This window comes from Streptomyces sp. NPDC017890 (genome assembly GCF_044328675.1).
Lineage (GTDB): Bacteria > Actinomycetota > Actinomycetes > Streptomycetales > Streptomycetaceae > Streptomyces.
The window spans coordinates 13,503-29,094 of record NZ_JBIRHU010000034.1 but is presented as its reverse complement, the minus strand read 5'-3'; the positions used below and the strand labels follow the sequence as shown (position 1 = coordinate 29,094).

The 15,592-nt window shown below is 71.8% G+C and carries 17 protein-coding genes; 7 read left to right on the top strand and 10 right to left on the bottom strand.

Annotation, left to right across the window (positions count from 1 at the left end):
- Positions 1-176: 176 nt before the first annotated feature.
- Together ACH4F2_RS32485 and ACH4F2_RS32480 are read left to right on the top strand one after the other, a co-directional pair.
- Entirely contained in the window at positions 177-812 is a 636-nt protein-coding gene (locus ACH4F2_RS32485; RefSeq protein ID WP_398136331.1) for a TetR/AcrR family transcriptional regulator, read from the top strand.
- A gap of 267 nt (positions 813-1,079) precedes the next feature.
- Complete coding sequence (locus ACH4F2_RS32480; protein ID WP_398136330.1) at positions 1,080-2,432, top strand: hypothetical protein; 1,353 nt, start codon at positions 1,080-1,082, stop codon at positions 2,430-2,432.
- Positions 2,433-2,630: 198 nt separating this feature from the next.
- Here the strand turns inward: ACH4F2_RS32480 and ACH4F2_RS32475 are convergent, their stop codons facing one another.
- The 5 genes from ACH4F2_RS32475 to ACH4F2_RS32455 all read right to left on the bottom strand — a co-directional run bounded on the left by ACH4F2_RS32475 (position 2,631) and on the right by ACH4F2_RS32455 (position 6,068).
- On the bottom strand, positions 2,631-4,331 hold the full coding sequence (locus ACH4F2_RS32475) for a methylmalonyl-CoA mutase (RefSeq protein ID WP_398136329.1): 1,701 nt from the start codon (positions 4,329-4,331) through the stop codon (positions 2,631-2,633).
- A gap of 118 nt (positions 4,332-4,449) precedes the next feature.
- Complete coding sequence (locus ACH4F2_RS32470) at positions 4,450-4,791, bottom strand: DUF3817 domain-containing protein (RefSeq protein ID WP_398136328.1); 342 nt, start codon at positions 4,789-4,791, stop codon at positions 4,450-4,452.
- Between the two features lie 56 nt (positions 4,792-4,847).
- Positions 4,848-5,357 (bottom strand): MarR family winged helix-turn-helix transcriptional regulator, encoded by a 510-nt coding sequence (locus tag ACH4F2_RS32465; protein ID WP_398136327.1) that lies wholly within the window; start codon positions 5,355-5,357, stop codon positions 4,848-4,850.
- Between the two features lie 76 nt (positions 5,358-5,433).
- On the bottom strand, positions 5,434-5,727 hold the full coding sequence (locus tag ACH4F2_RS32460) for an MTH1187 family thiamine-binding protein (RefSeq protein ID WP_398136326.1): 294 nt from the start codon (positions 5,725-5,727) through the stop codon (positions 5,434-5,436).
- Entirely contained in the window at positions 5,724-6,068 is a 345-nt protein-coding gene (locus ACH4F2_RS32455; RefSeq protein ID WP_398136325.1) for a DUF3817 domain-containing protein, read from the bottom strand. Before ACH4F2_RS32455 ends, ACH4F2_RS32460 begins: the two co-directional genes overlap by 4 nt.
- A 207-nt stretch (positions 6,069-6,275) precedes the next feature.
- On the opposite strand from ACH4F2_RS32455, the gene ACH4F2_RS32450 reads away from it, so the two are divergent.
- The 4 genes from ACH4F2_RS32450 to ACH4F2_RS32435 all read left to right on the top strand — a co-directional run bounded on the left by ACH4F2_RS32450 (position 6,276) and on the right by ACH4F2_RS32435 (position 8,912).
- Positions 6,276-6,908: an AIM24 family protein gene (locus ACH4F2_RS32450; RefSeq protein WP_398136324.1), complete on the top strand. Its 633-nt coding sequence runs from the start codon at positions 6,276-6,278 to the stop codon at positions 6,906-6,908.
- 2 nt (positions 6,909-6,910) lie between these two features.
- The gene (locus tag ACH4F2_RS32445; protein WP_398136323.1) at positions 6,911-7,561 is read left to right on the top strand and encodes an AIM24 family protein; all 651 of its coding nucleotides are present in this window, start codon (positions 6,911-6,913) and stop codon (positions 7,559-7,561) included.
- Entirely contained in the window at positions 7,558-8,334 is a 777-nt protein-coding gene (locus ACH4F2_RS32440) for an AIM24 family protein (RefSeq protein WP_398136322.1), read from the top strand. The genes ACH4F2_RS32445 and ACH4F2_RS32440 overlap by 4 nt, the downstream gene beginning before the upstream one ends.
- Before the next feature lie 101 nt (positions 8,335-8,435).
- On the top strand, positions 8,436-8,912 hold the full coding sequence (locus tag ACH4F2_RS32435) for a MarR family winged helix-turn-helix transcriptional regulator (protein WP_398136321.1): 477 nt from the start codon (positions 8,436-8,438) through the stop codon (positions 8,910-8,912).
- A 24-nt stretch (positions 8,913-8,936) separates the two neighbouring features.
- Here the strand turns inward: ACH4F2_RS32435 and ACH4F2_RS32430 are convergent, their stop codons facing one another.
- Together ACH4F2_RS32430 and ACH4F2_RS32425 are read right to left on the bottom strand one after the other, a co-directional pair.
- Positions 8,937-10,403 carry an ATP-binding protein gene (locus tag ACH4F2_RS32430; RefSeq protein ID WP_398136320.1) on the bottom strand — a complete coding sequence of 489 codons (1,467 nt, stop codon included), beginning with the start codon at positions 10,401-10,403 and terminating at the stop codon, positions 8,937-8,939.
- On the bottom strand, positions 10,400-11,068 hold the full coding sequence (locus tag ACH4F2_RS32425) for a response regulator transcription factor (RefSeq protein WP_398136319.1): 669 nt from the start codon (positions 11,066-11,068) through the stop codon (positions 10,400-10,402). Before ACH4F2_RS32425 ends, ACH4F2_RS32430 begins: the two co-directional genes overlap by 4 nt.
- 134 nt (positions 11,069-11,202) lie before the next feature.
- On the opposite strand from ACH4F2_RS32425, the gene ACH4F2_RS32420 reads away from it, so the two are divergent.
- Positions 11,203-11,964, top strand: a complete 762-nt coding sequence (locus tag ACH4F2_RS32420; protein WP_398136318.1) for a PepSY domain-containing protein — start codon at positions 11,203-11,205, stop codon at positions 11,962-11,964.
- On the opposite strand, the gene ACH4F2_RS32415 is transcribed toward ACH4F2_RS32420, so the two are convergent.
- The 3 genes from ACH4F2_RS32415 to ACH4F2_RS32405 all read right to left on the bottom strand — a co-directional run bounded on the left by ACH4F2_RS32415 (position 11,870) and on the right by ACH4F2_RS32405 (position 15,586).
- Positions 11,870-13,192 carry an MFS transporter gene (locus ACH4F2_RS32415; RefSeq protein WP_398136317.1) on the bottom strand — a complete coding sequence of 441 codons (1,323 nt, stop codon included), beginning with the start codon at positions 13,190-13,192 and terminating at the stop codon, positions 11,870-11,872. The genes ACH4F2_RS32420 and ACH4F2_RS32415 overlap by 95 nt on opposite strands.
- A gap of 158 nt (positions 13,193-13,350) precedes the next feature.
- Positions 13,351-14,307 (bottom strand): methylmalonyl Co-A mutase-associated GTPase MeaB, encoded by a 957-nt coding sequence (meaB, locus tag ACH4F2_RS32410; RefSeq protein WP_398136316.1) that lies wholly within the window; start codon positions 14,305-14,307, stop codon positions 13,351-13,353.
- A gap of 64 nt (positions 14,308-14,371) precedes the next feature.
- Positions 14,372-15,586, bottom strand: a complete 1,215-nt coding sequence (locus tag ACH4F2_RS32405) for an acetyl-CoA C-acetyltransferase (RefSeq protein WP_398136315.1) — start codon at positions 15,584-15,586, stop codon at positions 14,372-14,374.
- Positions 15,587-15,592 lie beyond the last annotated feature (6 nt).

Sequence of the window (15,592 nt, the reverse complement as noted above, 5' to 3'; positions counted from 1 at the left end):
ACGTGTGCTGTTGGCGCCGGGTCCCCACCCTCGCCCGTGGTCGTCGCTGGGGCACGGGCGAGCCCGCACTTTCGCTACGACCCGTAGCGTAATGCGGTGAAGGGCCTCCGGAGCACCCTGCTCCAGTGATCTCGGTCACGTCCGTCGGCGGGTTACCCGCCGGTTAGGGTCGGAGGATGCAGAGCAGCACCCCCGCCGGCCGTGCCGGGCGCCCGCGCAGCGCCGCGGCGGACACCGCGATCCTGGCCGCGACGCGGGCGGCCCTGGTCGACCTGGGGTGGTCGAAGCTCACCCTGCAAGACGTGGCCGCGCGGGCCGGGGTTGCCAAGACGACGCTCTATCGCCGCTGGACGGGCAAGAACGAGCTGGTCGTCGACGCGGTCGCCGAACTCTTCGACGAACTCCGGCTCCCCGACAGCGGATCCCTCGCGGCCGACATCGAGGGCGTCGTGCTCCAGTTCGCGGCGATCCTGGCCCGCCCGGAGGCCAGGAGCGGCCTGATGGCGGTGGTCGCCGAGTCCACCCGCGACGACGCGCTGCGCGAGCGCATCCGCACGTCGATCGTGGAGCGCCAGAAGCGTCTCGTCCTCGCCGGCCGGGCGCGGGCGCAGGCGCGGGGCGAGCTGCCGCCTGAGCCCGACGCCGGCGAGGCGGCCCGCACGGTCGACCTGATCTTCGACATGGTGGCCGGCGCGGTGGTGCACCGCACCCTGGTGAGCGCGGAACCGGCCGACGAGGAGTGGGTGCACGGCTTCACCCGGGTCCTGCTGTCGGGCCTCGCGGGTGCGGAGACGGCCAACCGTCCAGCGTGAGGGTTCCGCGCCGCCTCGCCATGCGGGCCGGGTCACTGCGGCATGCGCGGAAACCACTGGGGGACGCGCGCCGAGCCGCAGCTACGGAGTCCCAGAATCCCGACGGACGGCGCCGCGCGCCTTCCTCTCCGGTCGTCCAACCGGTGTGCCGCCGTGATTCAAGGGACTCCGCGCCGCAGAATCCTGGCGGGCGGCGCCCTACGCCGTCCCCTCCGGTCGTCCAGCCGGTGTGCCGCCGTGATTCATGGGACACAGAAGGGCACTACCTTGCGCATACTCAGACGGGCGCTGGGCACCACGCTCACCGCAGCCATCGGTTCGCTGCTGCTGACCGTTCCGACAGCCGCCCCGGCGTTCGCGGCGGGCGGCGTGCCGCTGCCGTTGTACTCCCTCGCCGACATGGAGGTCGACGGGAGCAACCAGCGGGTCTTTCTCAGCATGCCCGCGGGGGCGGACGGCCGGGTCGTGGTGACGGACTACGACGGCGGGAACAGCACCTGGCTGGGCGGCCTGCCGGGCGCCGGCGGGCTGGCCCTCTCGCCCGACTCCCGGACCCTCTACGTGGCCGCGCGGGACATCGACACCATCGTCGCGTACGACACCGCGACACTGGCGGAGACCGCACGGTACTTCGTGGGCGAGGACACCGCCCCGTGGAGCCTGGCTTTCGCGGGCGGGAAGCTGTGGTTCGGATACGGCTCCACCGGGGACCTCGGATCGGTCGACGTGTCCGGTGCCGAACCGGTGATCGAGCTCGGTCTGGACGGTTCGCTGGACTGGGGGGCGGAACTCGTCGCCTCCCCCGCCGACCCCGACGTGCTGGTGGCCGGCACGGGCAACCCCAACGTCAACACCCTCACGGTGTACGACGTGAGCGGCGGATCCCCCGTGGCGGCCGCCCGGCGGGTCTTCTCCGGGACCGAGATGAACGGTCTGCGGGACCTGGCCGTGACACCCGACGGCCGGAGCGTCGTCGTGGCCGCCCTCGTATCGCCCGGCTACCAGACCTTCCGCCTCGACGACCTCGCGGACCAGGGAACCCCTGCGGCCTCGCCCTCTCCCCTGGCCGTCGCCGTCGCACCCGACGGCACGGTGGCCGGAGGAACCTCCAACAACAGCGTCGACGTGCCGGACCTGTCCTTCTACGCGCCGGGCGCTTCCGCTCCGCTGACCACGGCCGAGCTGGGCGGTGACACCGAGAGGCTGGTGGACGAGGGGCTTGCCTGGGCGCCGGACGGGAGCCGGGTCTTCGCCGTGACACAGCAGACCGGCGTCATGGGACTCCGGTTCCATGCGCGGCAGGTCGCCACCACCGTGCAGACCACCCTTGCCCTCGAGGCGCCCCCGACCAGCAGGAGGTACCGGGAACTGGCCGTCACCGGCACCCTGGCTCCGGCGGCCGGCCTTGCTCCCGGCACCACCGTCGCCGTGACGCGCTACGACGCCGCCGCTCCGGAAGGCACCTCGCTGGGCAGCGTCACGGTGGCGGCCGACGGCACCTTCACCGTGACCGACACGCCGAGCAGGACCGGTCAGGTGAGGTACGGCGTGACGTACGCCGGTGACCCCTGGCACACCGCGGCCTCCGCCGAGGTGACCGTGGAGATCACCCGCCGCTGACGTGGCCTTTGGCACGGAGGTCGCCGTGGTCCGGATCGGGACCGCGGACCACGGCGACCTCGTATTCGCGTGGTTCGGAGCAGGACACCGGCTCCACGCCCGGAACACCGTCGACCGGCGGCGCGTCCCGGGCGGCACGACGGCGGAGGCAGCCGCGCCGGCGGTTGCTCCCGCCGCCCCGACCGGGTGGCGTGGGGTCTAGAAGCCGGCGGGCTCCGTGTACACGCCCCACTCGTCGCGCAGGACACCGCAGATCTCGCCGAGGGTCGCCTCCGCGCGTACGGCGTCCAGCATCGGCTCGATCATGTTGGCGCCGGAGCGGGCGGCCGCGACCATGGCGTCGAGCGCGCCGCGCACCTTCGCGTCGTCGCGGGCGGCCCTGCGCTCGCCCAGGACCCTCACCTGCTCGCGCTCGACCTCGTGGCTGACCCGCAGGATCTCCAGGTCGCCGGTGACGGAGCCGGTGTGGACGTTGACGCCGACGACCTTCTTGTCGTCCTTCTCCAGGGCCTGCTGGTAGCGGAAGGCGGACTCGGCGATCTCGCCGGTGAACCAGCCGTCCTCGATGCCGCGCAGGATGCCGGAGGTGACCGGCCCGATGGGGTGCTGCCCGTCGGGGTGGGCGCGCAGGCCCCGCTCCTTGATCTGCTCGAAGATCTTCTCCGCGTCGGCCTCGATGCGGTCCGTCAGCTGCTCGACGAACCAGGAGCCGCCCAGCGGGTCCGCGACGTTGGCGACGCCGGTCTCCTCCATCAGCACCTGCTGGGTGCGCAGGGCGATCTCGGCCGCCTGCTCACTGGGCAGCGCGAGGGTCTCGTCGAGCGCGTTGGTGTGCAGGGAGTTGGTGCCGCCGAGCACCGCGGCGAGCGCCTCCACGGCCGTACGCACCACGTTGTTGTACGGCTGCTGGGCGGTCAGCGAGACTCCGGCGGTCTGGGTGTGGAACCGCAGCCACTGCGCCTTGTCGGACCGCGCGCCGTACACGTCGCGCATCCAGCGGGCCCAGATGCGCCGTGCCGCGCGGAACTTGGCGATCTCCTCGAAGAAGTCGAGGTGCGCGTCGAAGAAGAAGGAGAGGCCGGGGGCGAAGACGTCGACGTCCAGGCCGCGCGACAGCCCCAGCTCCACGTACCCGAAGCCGTCCGCCAGCGTGTACGCGAGCTCCTGAGCGGCCGTCGATCCGGCCTCGCGGATGTGGTAGCCGGAGACGGAGAGCGGCTTGTAGGCGGGGATGCCGGCCGCGCAGTACTCCATCAGGTCGCCGATCAGGCGCAGGTGCGGCTCGGGCTGGAAGAGCCACTCCTTCTGGGCGATGTACTCCTTGAAGATGTCGGTCTGGAGCGTGCCGTTGAGCACGGACGCGTCGACGCCCTGCCGTTCGGCGGCGACCAGGTACATGCAGAACACGGGCACGGCGGGCCCGCTGATCGTCATGGAGGTCGTCACGTCGCCGAGCGGGATGTCCTTGAACAGCACCTCCATGTCGGCGGCCGAGTCGATGGCGACCCCGCAGTGACCGACCTCGCCGAGCGAGCGCGGGTCGTCGGAGTCGCGGCCCATCAGCGTCGGCATGTCGAAGGCGACCGAGAGCCCGCCTCCGCCGTTGCGGAGGATCATCTTGTAGCGCTCGTTGGTCTGCTCGGCGTTCCCGAACCCGGCGAACTGCCGGATGGTCCACGTCCGCCCCCGGTAGCCGGTCGGATACAGGCCGCGGGTGAAGGGATACTCCCCCGGCCAGCCGATCCGCTCGAAGCCCTCGTACTCGTCCCCGGGGCGGGGCCCGTACACCGGCTCCACGGGGTCGCCGGAGAGCGTGGTGAAGTCCGCGTCGCGCTTGCGCGCCGCGTCGTACCGGGCCTGCCAGCGACGGCGGCCCTCGTCTATGGCGTGAGCGTCCATACCCTCGAATTTACTAGGACGTCCAAGTAAATGTCGATGGGGTACCGCCGTACGGGTGCTCGTACGGCGGTGAGTACCCCGCGAAGGGGTCCAGGAAGAGGGGCCCGGGAAGAGCCGGCTACGCCTTGGCTGCCGCGGGTGCCTCGGCGGCGGCGGACTCGGCGTCCAGCTCCTGGCTGATCCTGCGCTCCACGAAGAACGCGGCGGTCGGGACGGTCCCGGCCAGCAGCACCCACAGCTGCTTGCTGACCTTCCACTTCGCCTTGGCGCCCAGGTCGAAGGCGAAGACGAGGTAGACGACGTACAGCCAGCCGTGCGCGATGCTGACGATGCGGGTGAAGTCGGCGGCACCGTCCATGTCCAGCAGGTACTTGGCGATCATGCCGAGGCAGAGCAGGATCAGCAGCACACCGGTGACGTACGCCATGACCCGGTAGCGGGTCAGCACGCTCTTTTTCATGGCTACGAGCGTAACCGTCCGTTTCGCGCGATCTTCGAGCGGGCCCGGCGACTCGCTCAGGCCTCTTCGAAGTCCCCGGCGGCGACCCGCAGCGGCCTGAGCATCGCGAAGATCTCGCCGCACTCCTCGGCGTCGTACGCGCCCAGGCCGAAGTCCATCGCCATGAGGTCGCGGGTGGCCGCCTCGACCACCTCGCGGCCCTTGTCGGTGATGGTGGCGAGCGTGCCGCGGCCGTCGTTGGGGTTGGGGCGCTTGTCCACCAGGCCGGACTTCACCAGCCGGTCGACGGTGTTGGTGACGGAGGTGGGGTGCACCATGAGGCGCTCGCCGATCTTGGACATCGGCAGCTCGCCCGACTTGGAGAAGGTGAGCAGCACCAGCGCCTCGTAGCGCGCGAAGGTCAGCCCGTACGGCTTGACCACCGCGTCCACCTCGGCCAGCAGGATCTGGTGCGCCCGCATGATCGAGGTGATGGCGGACATGGAGGGCACGCCGCCCCAGCGCTGCTTCCAGAGTTCGTCGGCACGGGCGATGGGATCGAAGGAGAGACTGAGGGGCTTCGGCACGGCATCAGACCCTACCGGCCGGTCATATCCCGGTCAGCCCCGTCTCGCGTTTCGGTACCGACGCCCGGGCGCGCCGCTACTCGGCGAGGTGCCTCTCCACCGTCTCCACCTTCGACGTGAGGCCGTCCGTCACGCCGGGGCGGATGTCCGCCTTGAGGACCAGGGAGACGCGCGGCGCCCGCGCCTCGACGGCGGCGACGGCCCGCCGGACGACGTCCATGACCTGGTCCCACTCGCCCTCGACGGAGGTGAACATCGCGTCGGTGCGGTGGGGCAGGCCCGACTCGCGGACCACCCGGACGGCGTCGGCGACGTACTCCCCCACGTCCTCGCCGACGCCGAGCGGCGTCACGGAGAAGGCGACGATCATGCGCCCACGACGCCTTCCTGGCGGGCGCGGGAGGCGATGACCGCGTCCTCGGCCTCCCGCTTGAGCCTGCGGTCGGCGAAGAAGCCGCCGGTCGGCAGGACCGACATGACGAAGTAGAAGGCGGCGGTGCCGAAGGACCACTTGGCGCGGTTCCAGGCGTCCGCCCAGAAGACCACGTAGACGACGAAGAGGAACCCGTGGACCGCGCCCATCACGGGCACCGCGTTGAAGTCGGTGGTCCGCTTCAGGACGGAGCAGACCAGCAGCAGCAGGAAGGAGATCGCCTCGGGGCCGGAGACCAGGCGGAGGCGGCGGAGGGCGGAGGCGGTCTTGAGGTCCACGGGTCACCTTCGGTGGGAGAGTCGCCGGACATCGACGAACTGGGGGTTTGTGAACGTGCGCACAAGCGCGCGTCCATTGTGGCAAACCTCCGACGCGCCCGGGTGAGGGGGGCGGCGACAACGGCACCCGGGGGTGATCTGGGGACGTCCGTGCCCGTGGGACCTGTCGGCGGGCCCGCTCGGCGGGCTACCTTCCCATTTGTGGCGATGTTCCGACTTCAAGACAGCAAGGTACTCGCCGTCGACATGACCGGGGACGCCGTGAAGGCGAAGAACGGCTCGATGGTCGCGTACGACGGGGAGATGGCCTTCAAGAAGCTGAGCGGCGGCGGTGAGGGGATCCGGGGCATGGTGACCCGGCGGATCACCGGCGAGCAGATGACGGTGATGGAGGTGAAGGGGCACGGGACCTGCTGGTTCGCGGACCGCGCCTCGGAGATCAACCTCGTGGGTCTCCGGGGCGACACGCTGTACGTCGAGTCCAGCAACTTCCTGGCGGCCGACGCCGGGCTGCGGACGGGCACCAGTTTCACGGGAACGCGCGGTGCCTCGCAGGGCAACGGGCTGTTCACCACGACCGTGGAGGGCCACGGGCAGGTGGCGATCATGTCGGACGGACCGGCGGTGGTGCTGCGCGTCAGTGCCCAGTACCCGCTGACCGTCGATCCGGGCGCGTACGTCGCGCACCAGGGGAACCTGCGGCAGTCCTTCCAGTCGGGTGTGACCTTCCGCACCCTGTTCGGGGAGGGCGGTGGCGAGGCCTTCCAGATCCGCTTCGAGGGCGACGGCCTGGTGTACGTGCAGCCGAGCGAGCGGAACACGATCGCGGGGGATGTCTGACCATGGCCTTCCAGGAGATCAACTCCAAGATGGTGCAGGCGACCGTGGCACCCGGGCAGCGGCTGTTCAGTCAGCGCGGCGCGATGCTCGCCTACCGGGGCGAGGTGTCCTTCACCCCCGATCTGCGCGGCGGCCAGGGCGGCGTCATGTCGATGATCGGCCGCCGGGTGGCGGACGAGGACACGCCGCTGATGACCGTCGAGGGCAACGGCACCGTGCTCTTCGGGCACGGCGGCCACCACGTCCAGGTGATCGGCCTGGCCGGCGACACCCTGTACGTCGAGGCGGACCGCCTCCTCGCCTTCGAGGGGACCCTGCAGCAGGGCACGGTGTTCCTGGGTTCGCAGGGCGGGGTCATGGGCATGGTGCGCGGCCAGGTCAGCGGGCAGGGGCTGTTCACGACCACCCTCAAGGGTCACGGCTCGGTGGCGGTGATGGCCCACGGGGGCGTCTTCGAGATCCCCATCACCCCGCAGCGCCCGGTGCGCGTCGACCCGCAGGCGTACGTCGCCCACCACGGCGACGTACGCAACAGGCTGTCCACGGCGATGGGCTGGCGGGACATGGTCGGACGCGGCTCCGGCGAGGCGTTCCAGCTGGAGCTCAGCGGCAGCGGCACGGTGTACGTCCAGGCGTCCGAGGAGAAGCTGTGAGCACCGTTCACCACGACCCGGCGACGCTGCCGGCCGATGACAACGTCAACGACTACACCTTCTGCGTGGAGCTCAAGGGGAGCCAGTGGTTCCTGCAGAAGGGGAAGATGATCGCCTACTACGGGACGATCGAGTTCAACGGGATCGGGCACGGCCGGCTGGACCGTCTGGTGCGGACGTCCTTCCATTCGCCTCTGCACGCGAGCGACTGGGTCGTGGCCGAGGGCTCGGGCAAGATGCTCCTCGCCGACCGGGCCTTCGATGTGAATTCGTATGACCTCGAAGAGGGCAACCTGACCATTCGCTCGGGCAACTTGCTTGCTTTTCAGCCAAGTCTCGCTCTCAAGCAGTCGATCGTGCCGGGCTTTCTGACCCTGATCGGAACCGGGAAGTTCGTGGCCGCGTCGAACGGTCCGGTGGTGTTCATGGAACCCCCGGTCCGGGTCGACCCGCAGGCCCTGGTCGGCTGGTCCGACTGCCCGTCGCCGTGCCATCACTACGACCACGGGTACATGACCGGCCTGCTGGGCGGCCTACGTGCGATGACGGGCCTCGGCGGGGCATCCGGGGAGGAGCACCAGTTCGAGTTCGTGGGGGCGGGGACGGTGCTGCTGCAGTCGAGCGAGGCGCTGATGGCGGAGCAGGCCACGGGGGCCACTCCGCAGCAGGCGGGGGTGCCCGGAGGCGGGACTTCCGGAGCGCCGGGAGGCCGGCCGGGGGTACCGGGGCTTCCCGGACAGCTGGGGGACCTCCAGCGCCGCTTCGGGCTGTGAGCGGTAATCTGCGGAGTGTGACATCGAACGCGTGCGCACCGTCACCGTCACGGACACCCCTTCACTAGTTCGCCTTTCAACTTTTTAGGTAGACTTCATTCATGGAGACCGAGACGGCCACCCGCTGGCTGACCGATACGGAGCAGTGTGCCTGGCGCACCCACCTGGAGGTCAACAGGCTGTTGACGCACCAGCTCGAGAAGGATCTGCAGCCGTTCGGCCTGACAATGAACGACTACGAAATCCTGGTGAACCTCTCCGAGTCGGAGGGCGACAGACTCCGGATGAGCGATCTGGCCACCGCCACGATGCAGTCCAAGAGCCGCCTCTCCCACCAGATCACCCGCATGGAGAACGCGAACCTGGTCCGGCGGGAGAACTGCGAGTCCGACCGCCGCGGGCTCTACGCCGTCCTCACCGAGCACGGCCTGGAGACGATGCGGAAGGTCGCACCGCACCATGTGGCGTCCGTCCGCAGGCACTTCATCGACCTGCTGGCCCCCGAGGCCATGACCGACCTCGACAAGGCGCTCAAGCCGATCGCGGAGCACCTGCGCGGGCAGCGGGGGCGTCCCTGACCACGTCCTCGATCACGTCCTCGGTCACATTCTCGAAGGCGTGAAGGTATCGGCAGTCGGCAGGCGGAGCTCGAACAGGGCGCCGCCTGCCGGTGTCTCGTGGACGGTGAGCGTGCCACCGTGCCGCACGGCGACGTCACGGGCGATGGCCAGCCCCAGCCCGGCACCGCCGTCGTCGCGGCTGCGGGCGGCGTCGAGCCGGACGAACCTCTCGAAGATCCGCTCCCGGTCGGCGGCCGGCACGCCCTCCCCGTCGTCGGCCACCGCGACCACCGCCACGCCGCCGTCCCGCCGGACGGACACCTCCACCACCGAGCGGGCGTGCCGCTGCGCGTTGTCGAGCAGATTGGCCAGCACCCGCCCCAGCTGCCCCCGCGACCCGGACACCGTCACCTCGCCCGCTCCGTCCCCCGCTCCGTCACCCCGGGACCGCACGCGCACTCCCGGCCGGCCTCCGGCCTCCTCCCGCGCGAGCGCCGCGAGGTCGACGCGCGCGTCGGCGGGCCGCTCCCCCGCGTCCAGTCTGGCCAGCAGCAACAGGTCGGCGGCGAGCCGCTGCAGCCGTACGGTGTCCGCCACGGCACCGTCGAGGTCGAGCAGCTCCGGGTGGGCGGCGGCCACCTCCAGCTGGGTGCGCAGCGAGGCGATCGGGCTGCGCAGCTCGTGCGAGGCGTCGGCGACGAAGCGCCGCTGCCGCTCCACCGAGGACTCCAGGGCGGCCAGCGTCTCGTTGGTGGTCGAGGCGAGCCTGGCCACCTCGTCGTGGGTGCCCGGCACCGGGACGCGGCGCGCCAGGTCCTCGCTGGCGGTGATCGCGGCCATCTCCCGGCGGATGCCGGCCACGGGGCGCAGCGCGCGCCCGGTGACCAGCCAGGTCACCCATCCGACGACCGCGAGGAGCAGGGGGAAGCCGATCAGCATGACGGTCAGCGCGGTGTTCACGGCGCCGTGCTCGGCGGACAGCGGGGCACCGGCCCAGACGGTGAGCTGGTCTCCGCCCCGGGTCTCCACGGGTACGGCGGCGAAGCGGTAGTCCTCCGTGTCCCCGTCGATCGTCGCCGTGCCGTCGCTGACGGTGGTCCGCGCGCCGATCTCGCCGGCCTCGAGCGGCTCGCCGGAGTCGTCATCGTCGTCCGAGTCGCCGTCGCCGTCGCCGGCGTCGGTGGGGGACGGCTGCGGCTCGACGGCGTCGACGCCGGTACCGGTGATCCGCTCCAGGTCCTCACTGGCGGCGACGAGCGTGCCCTCCTCGTCGACGATCTGCACGGGGCGGTCGTCCACGTCCAGGTGGAGCTCGGTGTAGCGCGTCCCGACGGCCAGTTCGGTCGCGACGTCGCGTGCGGAGCGCTCGGCCTGGGTGCCCGCCTCGCCGAGCAGGTTGGAGCGCAGGGACAGCAGGACCGCGGTGCCGGCGGCGACGAGGGCGACGGCGACCACGAGGGTGGCGCCGAGCGTGGCCCGGGCCCGGACCGACCCGAGGAGCCGGCTCACCGCTCGCCCTCCAGCCGGTAGCCGGCGCCGCGCACGGTGCGGATGAGACCGGCGCGCAGCTTGCGCCGCAGGGCGCTGACGTACACCTCGACGATGTTGGGGTCGCCGTCGTAGGCGAAGTCCCAGACGTGCTCCAGGATCTCCGCCTTGGAGACGACCTGTCCGGCCCGCACCACGAGCTGCTCCAGGACGGCGAACTCCTTCGCGGTGAGGGTGGCCTCGCGCTCGCCCAGGAAGACCCGGCGGGCGGCGGTGTCGACCTTCAGGTCGCCGTGGACGTGCACGGGCGACGCCCCGGCGCCCTGCGCCCGCCGCCGCAGCAGGGCCTTCACGCGGGCGACGAGGACCACGTACGAGAAGGGTTTGGTGAGGTAGTCGTCCGCTCCCGTGTCCAGGCCCTCCGCCTCGTCGTACTCGCCGTCCTTGGCGGTGAGCATCAGGATCGGAACGTCGTGCCCGGCGGCGCGCAGGGCCGCGCAGACCCGGTAGCCGTTGAGTCCGGGCAGCATGATGTCGAGGATGACGAGGTCGTACGCGCCCTCGCCGGCCCGGTGCAGGCCCTCCCTGCCGTCGTGGACGACGTCCACGGCGTAGCCCTCGGCGGTGAGCCCCTTGGCGAGCGACACGGCGAGGCGCTTCTCGTCCTCCACGATCAACAGGCGCATGGGTAGAGGGTCCCAAAACCAAGCTGAAGATCCCTTCAGGCGGCTTCAGCTCGGCCTCAGCGTCGGTCCGCGACAGTGAAGACGTCGAAATCACATCGGCTCGAAACAACTGTGCACGACTCGGGAGGAACCGCATGAAGCGCAACATCGTGATCGCCGCCGTCACCGCCGCCGCACTGATCGGGGGCGGTACGGCGACGGCTCTGGCGACCACGGGGGACGACGACCCGGGTACGACGACGCGTCAGGCGGACGTGCGCGACGCCTCGGACGACGGCGCGGACGACCGGGCGGACGACGGCACCCGGGACGACGACGCCGATGACGAGGACCGGGACGACTCCCGCGACCGTGACGACGACGCCTCCCGCGTGCCTTCGGTGAGGGTGACGGCGGCCGACGCCATCGCCTCCGCCCTGAAGGAGGCGCCCGGCACCGCCGTCTCCGCCGAACTGGACGACGAGGACGGCGACGACGGCGACGACCGCGCGGCCTGGGAGGTCGACGTCCTCTCCGGTGACGGCACCTGGCACAGCGTCCGCATCGACCCTGCCGACGGCAAGGTCCTCGGCTCGGAGACCGGCGACGAGGACGACACCGACGAGGTGCGTACCGCGCTGAAAGGCACGTCCGTGGACGCCGCCGAGGCCGCGAAGGCCGCGGCCGGCCACGGGACCGTGACCTCCGTGGAGCTGGACGACGACGGCTACTACGGCGACGGCGAGGCGGCCTGGGAGGTCGAGACCCGCGCCTCGGGCGAGGCCGAGCAGGACTGGCGCGTCGACCCGAAGACCGGCAAGGTCACGGCCGATCGCTCACACCACTCGCACCCCGAGGACTCGGACGAGTCGGATGAGTCGGACGAGTCGGACCACTCCGGCTCGGACGACGACTGAGCAGTCCCGGCCGCTCGACGGGCCGGCCGCGGCGGCACCCCGGCACCAGCGCCGCCGCCACGGCGACCGCGCCGGACACCGCGAAGCACACCGGCAGCGGCAGCCGTTCCACCAGCAGGCCCACCGCCGCGGCGCCGGCGGAACCCCCGGCGTTCACGGCCGTGTTGCACCAGGCTCCCGCCCGGATCCGGAAGCCCGGCGCCGCGCTCTCCTCGGCGATCAGGTACGCCGTCGTCAGCGCCGGTGCCACGAACAGGCCCGCGCAGGCGACGGCCACGGCGAGCGTGCCGACGCCGGACGCGAGGCCCGCGGCGACCATGCAGACCCCGAGGCCGGCCGCGAGGAACGGGAGCCGGGCACGGGCGGCCGAGCTCCAGGCGATGGCGCCGTTCAGGAGCCCGCCGACCGCACTGCCCGCCGACAGCGCCGCGAGCACCCAGGCGACGGTGGAGCCGCCGAGACCGCGCTGGCCCGCGAAGGCGACCACGAGGAGGTCGACGGCGCTCACCGAGATGCCGACGCCCGCGGCGACGGCGACGGGCTGCAGCAGGGCACGTCCCTGCCCCGCTCCCCCTCGGCCGGCCGGCGCGGAGCCGTCCTTCGCACGCTCCGCCGGACGCAGCACGCCCGCCGCCGGTGACGTGACGAAGGCGAGGGTGCCCACCGTCACCAGCAGCGCGCTGAGCACGACGCCGACGGTCGGCGGGGCGACCCCGATCACCACGCCGACCAGGAGCGGGCCGGAGACGAAGAGCAGCTCCTCGGCGACGCCGTCCAGGCTGTAGGCGCGCTGCAGCATGGCCCGGTCGGGCAGCAGTTCGGCCCACACCGCGCGCATCGTGGGCCCGAGCGGGGGCGTACAGGCGCCCGCGAACGCGGCGGTCACCGCGAGGACGGCCGCGGGCGTGCCCGGCCGGGCGCAGACCGCCGCCAGCGCGCAGAGCAGGGCGGCGTACAGCAGGGCCATGGGGAGCAGGGCCCGGCGCGGACCGTGCCGGTCGACGAGGGCCGCGCGGTAGGGGGACAGGAAGACGCCGGTGGCGCCGAAGATCGCCATGACCGTGCCGGCCACGGCGTACGACCCGGTGGACCGGGTCAGGGAGAGCATCAGGGCGAGGGCGACCGTGCCGTACGACAGCCGGCCGACGAGGGCGGCGGCGAAGGTACGGCGGGCGTGGGGGACACGGAGGACGGCGGCGTACGAGGGCCGCGGAGCATGCGTGGACACGGAAGGTTCCTCAGAGGAAGGCAACGAGGGGACGCCGAAGCACGCGACGGCCGGGTGCGGCGGTCGCGTGCGGGGCGGGCCCTAGGCCAAGAGGAGGAACATGCGGGTCAACATACCGGCGCGGCGCTGCGGCCGCACCGGTTTTTCCGGCCTCGGTGTCAGCCGCTCGTCAGCCCGGCCACCAGTTCGTCGGCCGCGCGGTACGGGTCGAGGTCGCCCGCGACGATGCGTTCCGCCAGTGCGCCGAGGCGGCGGTCGCCGTGCAGGTCGCCGATGCGTTCGCGCAGGGCGGTGACGGCGATGGTCTCGACCTCGCGGGCGGCGCGGGCCCGGCGGCGTTCGGTCAGGACGTCCCGTTCCTCCATCCACGCGCGGTGTTTCTCCAGGGCCTCGACGACCTCGTCGACGCCCTCGCCGCGCGCGGCGACCGTCTTGACGATGGGCGGGCGCCAGTCGCCGGGGCCGCGGGCCTCGCCGAGGCCCAGCATGTGGTTCAGCTCGCGGGCGGTCGCGTCCGCGCCGTCGCGGTCGGCCTTGTTGACGACGTAGACGTCTCCGATCTCCAGGATTCCGGCCTTGGCCGCCTGGATGCCGTCCCCCATGCCCGGGGCGAGGAGGACGACGGAGGTGTCGGCCTGGGAGGCGATCTCCACCTCCGACTGGCCGACGCCGACCGTCTCGACGAGGATCACGTCGCAGCCGGCCGCGTCGAGGACGCGGATCGCCTGCGGGGCCGCCCAGGCGAGGCCGCCGAGGTGGCCGCGGGTCGCCATGGAGCGGATGTAGACGCCCGGGTCGGACGCGTGCTCCGACATCCGGACGCGGTCGCCGAGCAGGGCGCCGCCGGAGAAGGGGGAGGACGGATCGACGGCGAGGACGCCGACCCGCTTGCCCTGCCCCCGGTACGCCGTCACCAGCGCCGAGGTGGAGGTGGACTTGCCGACGCCCGGCGAGCCCGTCAGCCCGACCACGTACGCCCCGCCGGTCAACGGCGCGAGCGTCTTCATGACCTCCCTGAGCTGCGGGGACGCCCCCTCCACCAGGGAGATCAGCCGGGCCACGGCCCGCGGCCTGCCTTCCCTGGCCTGGGCAACCAGCGAGGAGACGTCCTGCATCACAGCTCCGTTCAGTGGGAAGTCGTAACCCGGTCGGTGAGAGTCGTAACCCGGTGACGCGACGTCAGGCCTTGGGTACCCGCACGATCAGCGCGTCACCCTGGCCGCCACCGCCGCACAGCGCCGCCGCGCCGACCCCGCCGCCGCGCCGCTTCAGCTCCAGCGCCAGGTGCAGCACGAGCCGGGCGCCGGACATGCCGATGGGGTGGCCCAGGGCGATGGCACCGCCATTGACGTTCACCTTTTCGGTGGATACGCCGAGGTCCTTCATTGACTGCACGGCGACGGCCGCGAACGCCTCGTTGATCTCGATCAGGTCGAGGTCGCCGACCTCCAGGCCCTCCTTCTTCAGGGCGTGCCGGATGGCGTTGGACGGCTGCGACTGCAAAGAGTTGTCCGGCCCCGCGACGTTGCCGTGTGCGCCGATCTCCGCGATCCACTCCAGGCCGAGCTCCTGCGCCTTGGCCTTGCTCATGACGACCACGGCCGCCGCGCCGTCGGAGATCTGCGAGGAGGAGCCCGCGGTGATCGTGCCGTCCTTCGAGAAGGCCGGACGCAGCCTGCCGAGCGACTCGGTGGTGGTGTCGCCGCGGATGCCCTCGTCCTTGCTGAACAGCACCGGGTCGCCCTTGCGCTGCGGGACCTCCACCGGGGTGATCTCGGCCTCGTAGACGCCGTTCTTCTGGGCGGCGGCGGCGCGCTGGTGGGACAGGGCGGCGATCTCGTCCTGGGCGTCGCGGGCGATGCCGAGGCGGGTGTTGTGCTTCTCGGTGGACTCGCCCATGGCGATGCCCTCGAAGGAGTCGGTCAGACCGTCGTGCGCCATGGCGTCGATCATCTGGACCGCGCCGTACTTGTAGCCCTCGCGGGACTTCGGCAGCAGGTGCGGGGCGTTGGTCATGGACTCCTGGCCGCCGGCGACGACCACGTCGAATTCGCCGGCGCGAATGAGCTGGTCGGCGAGCGCGATGGCATCAAGGCCGGAGAGGCACACCTTGTTGATCGTGAGCGCCGGGACGTTCATGGGGATGCCGGCCTTGACGGCCGCCTGGCGGGCGGGGATCTGGCCCGCGCCGGCCTGGAGCACCTGGCCCATGATCACGTACTGGACCTGGTCGCCGCCGATCCCCGCACGGTCGAGGGCGGCCTTGATCGCGAAGCCGCCGAGGTCGGCCCCGGAGAAGGACTTCAGCGAGCCGAGCAGCCGCCCCATCGGGGTGCGGGCACCCGCGACGATGACGGAGGTCGTGCCGTTCGTTCCAGAAGTTGCGGAAGACATGAGCTG

Excerpts from the sequence above, each read along its gene's own strand:
- ACH4F2_RS32485 (WP_398136331.1), top strand. The coding sequence starts at position 177 with ATGCAGAGCAGCACCCCCGCCGGCCGTGCCGGGCGCCCGCGCAGCGCC.
- ACH4F2_RS32475 (WP_398136329.1), bottom strand. The coding sequence starts at position 4,331 with ATGGACGCTCACGCCATAGACGAGGGCCGCCGTCGCTGGCAGGCCCGG.
- ACH4F2_RS32470 (WP_398136328.1), bottom strand. The coding sequence starts at position 4,791 with ATGAAAAAGAGCGTGCTGACCCGCTACCGGGTCATGGCGTACGTCACC.
- ACH4F2_RS32460 (WP_398136326.1), bottom strand. The coding sequence starts at position 5,727 with ATGATCGTCGCCTTCTCCGTGACGCCGCTCGGCGTCGGCGAGGACGTG.
- ACH4F2_RS32450 (WP_398136324.1), top strand. The coding sequence starts at position 6,276 with ATGTTCCGACTTCAAGACAGCAAGGTACTCGCCGTCGACATGACCGGG.
- ACH4F2_RS32445 (WP_398136323.1), top strand. The coding sequence starts at position 6,911 with ATGGCCTTCCAGGAGATCAACTCCAAGATGGTGCAGGCGACCGTGGCA.
- ACH4F2_RS32435 (WP_398136321.1), top strand. The coding sequence starts at position 8,436 with ATGGAGACCGAGACGGCCACCCGCTGGCTGACCGATACGGAGCAGTGT.
- ACH4F2_RS32425 (WP_398136319.1), bottom strand. The coding sequence starts at position 11,068 with ATGCGCCTGTTGATCGTGGAGGACGAGAAGCGCCTCGCCGTGTCGCTC.
- ACH4F2_RS32420 (WP_398136318.1), top strand. The coding sequence starts at position 11,203 with ATGAAGCGCAACATCGTGATCGCCGCCGTCACCGCCGCCGCACTGATC.
- meaB (WP_398136316.1), bottom strand. The coding sequence starts at position 14,307 with ATGCAGGACGTCTCCTCGCTGGTTGCCCAGGCCAGGGAAGGCAGGCCG.
- ACH4F2_RS32405 (WP_398136315.1), bottom strand. The coding sequence starts at position 15,586 with ATGTCTTCCGCAACTTCTGGAACGAACGGCACGACCTCCGTCATCGTC.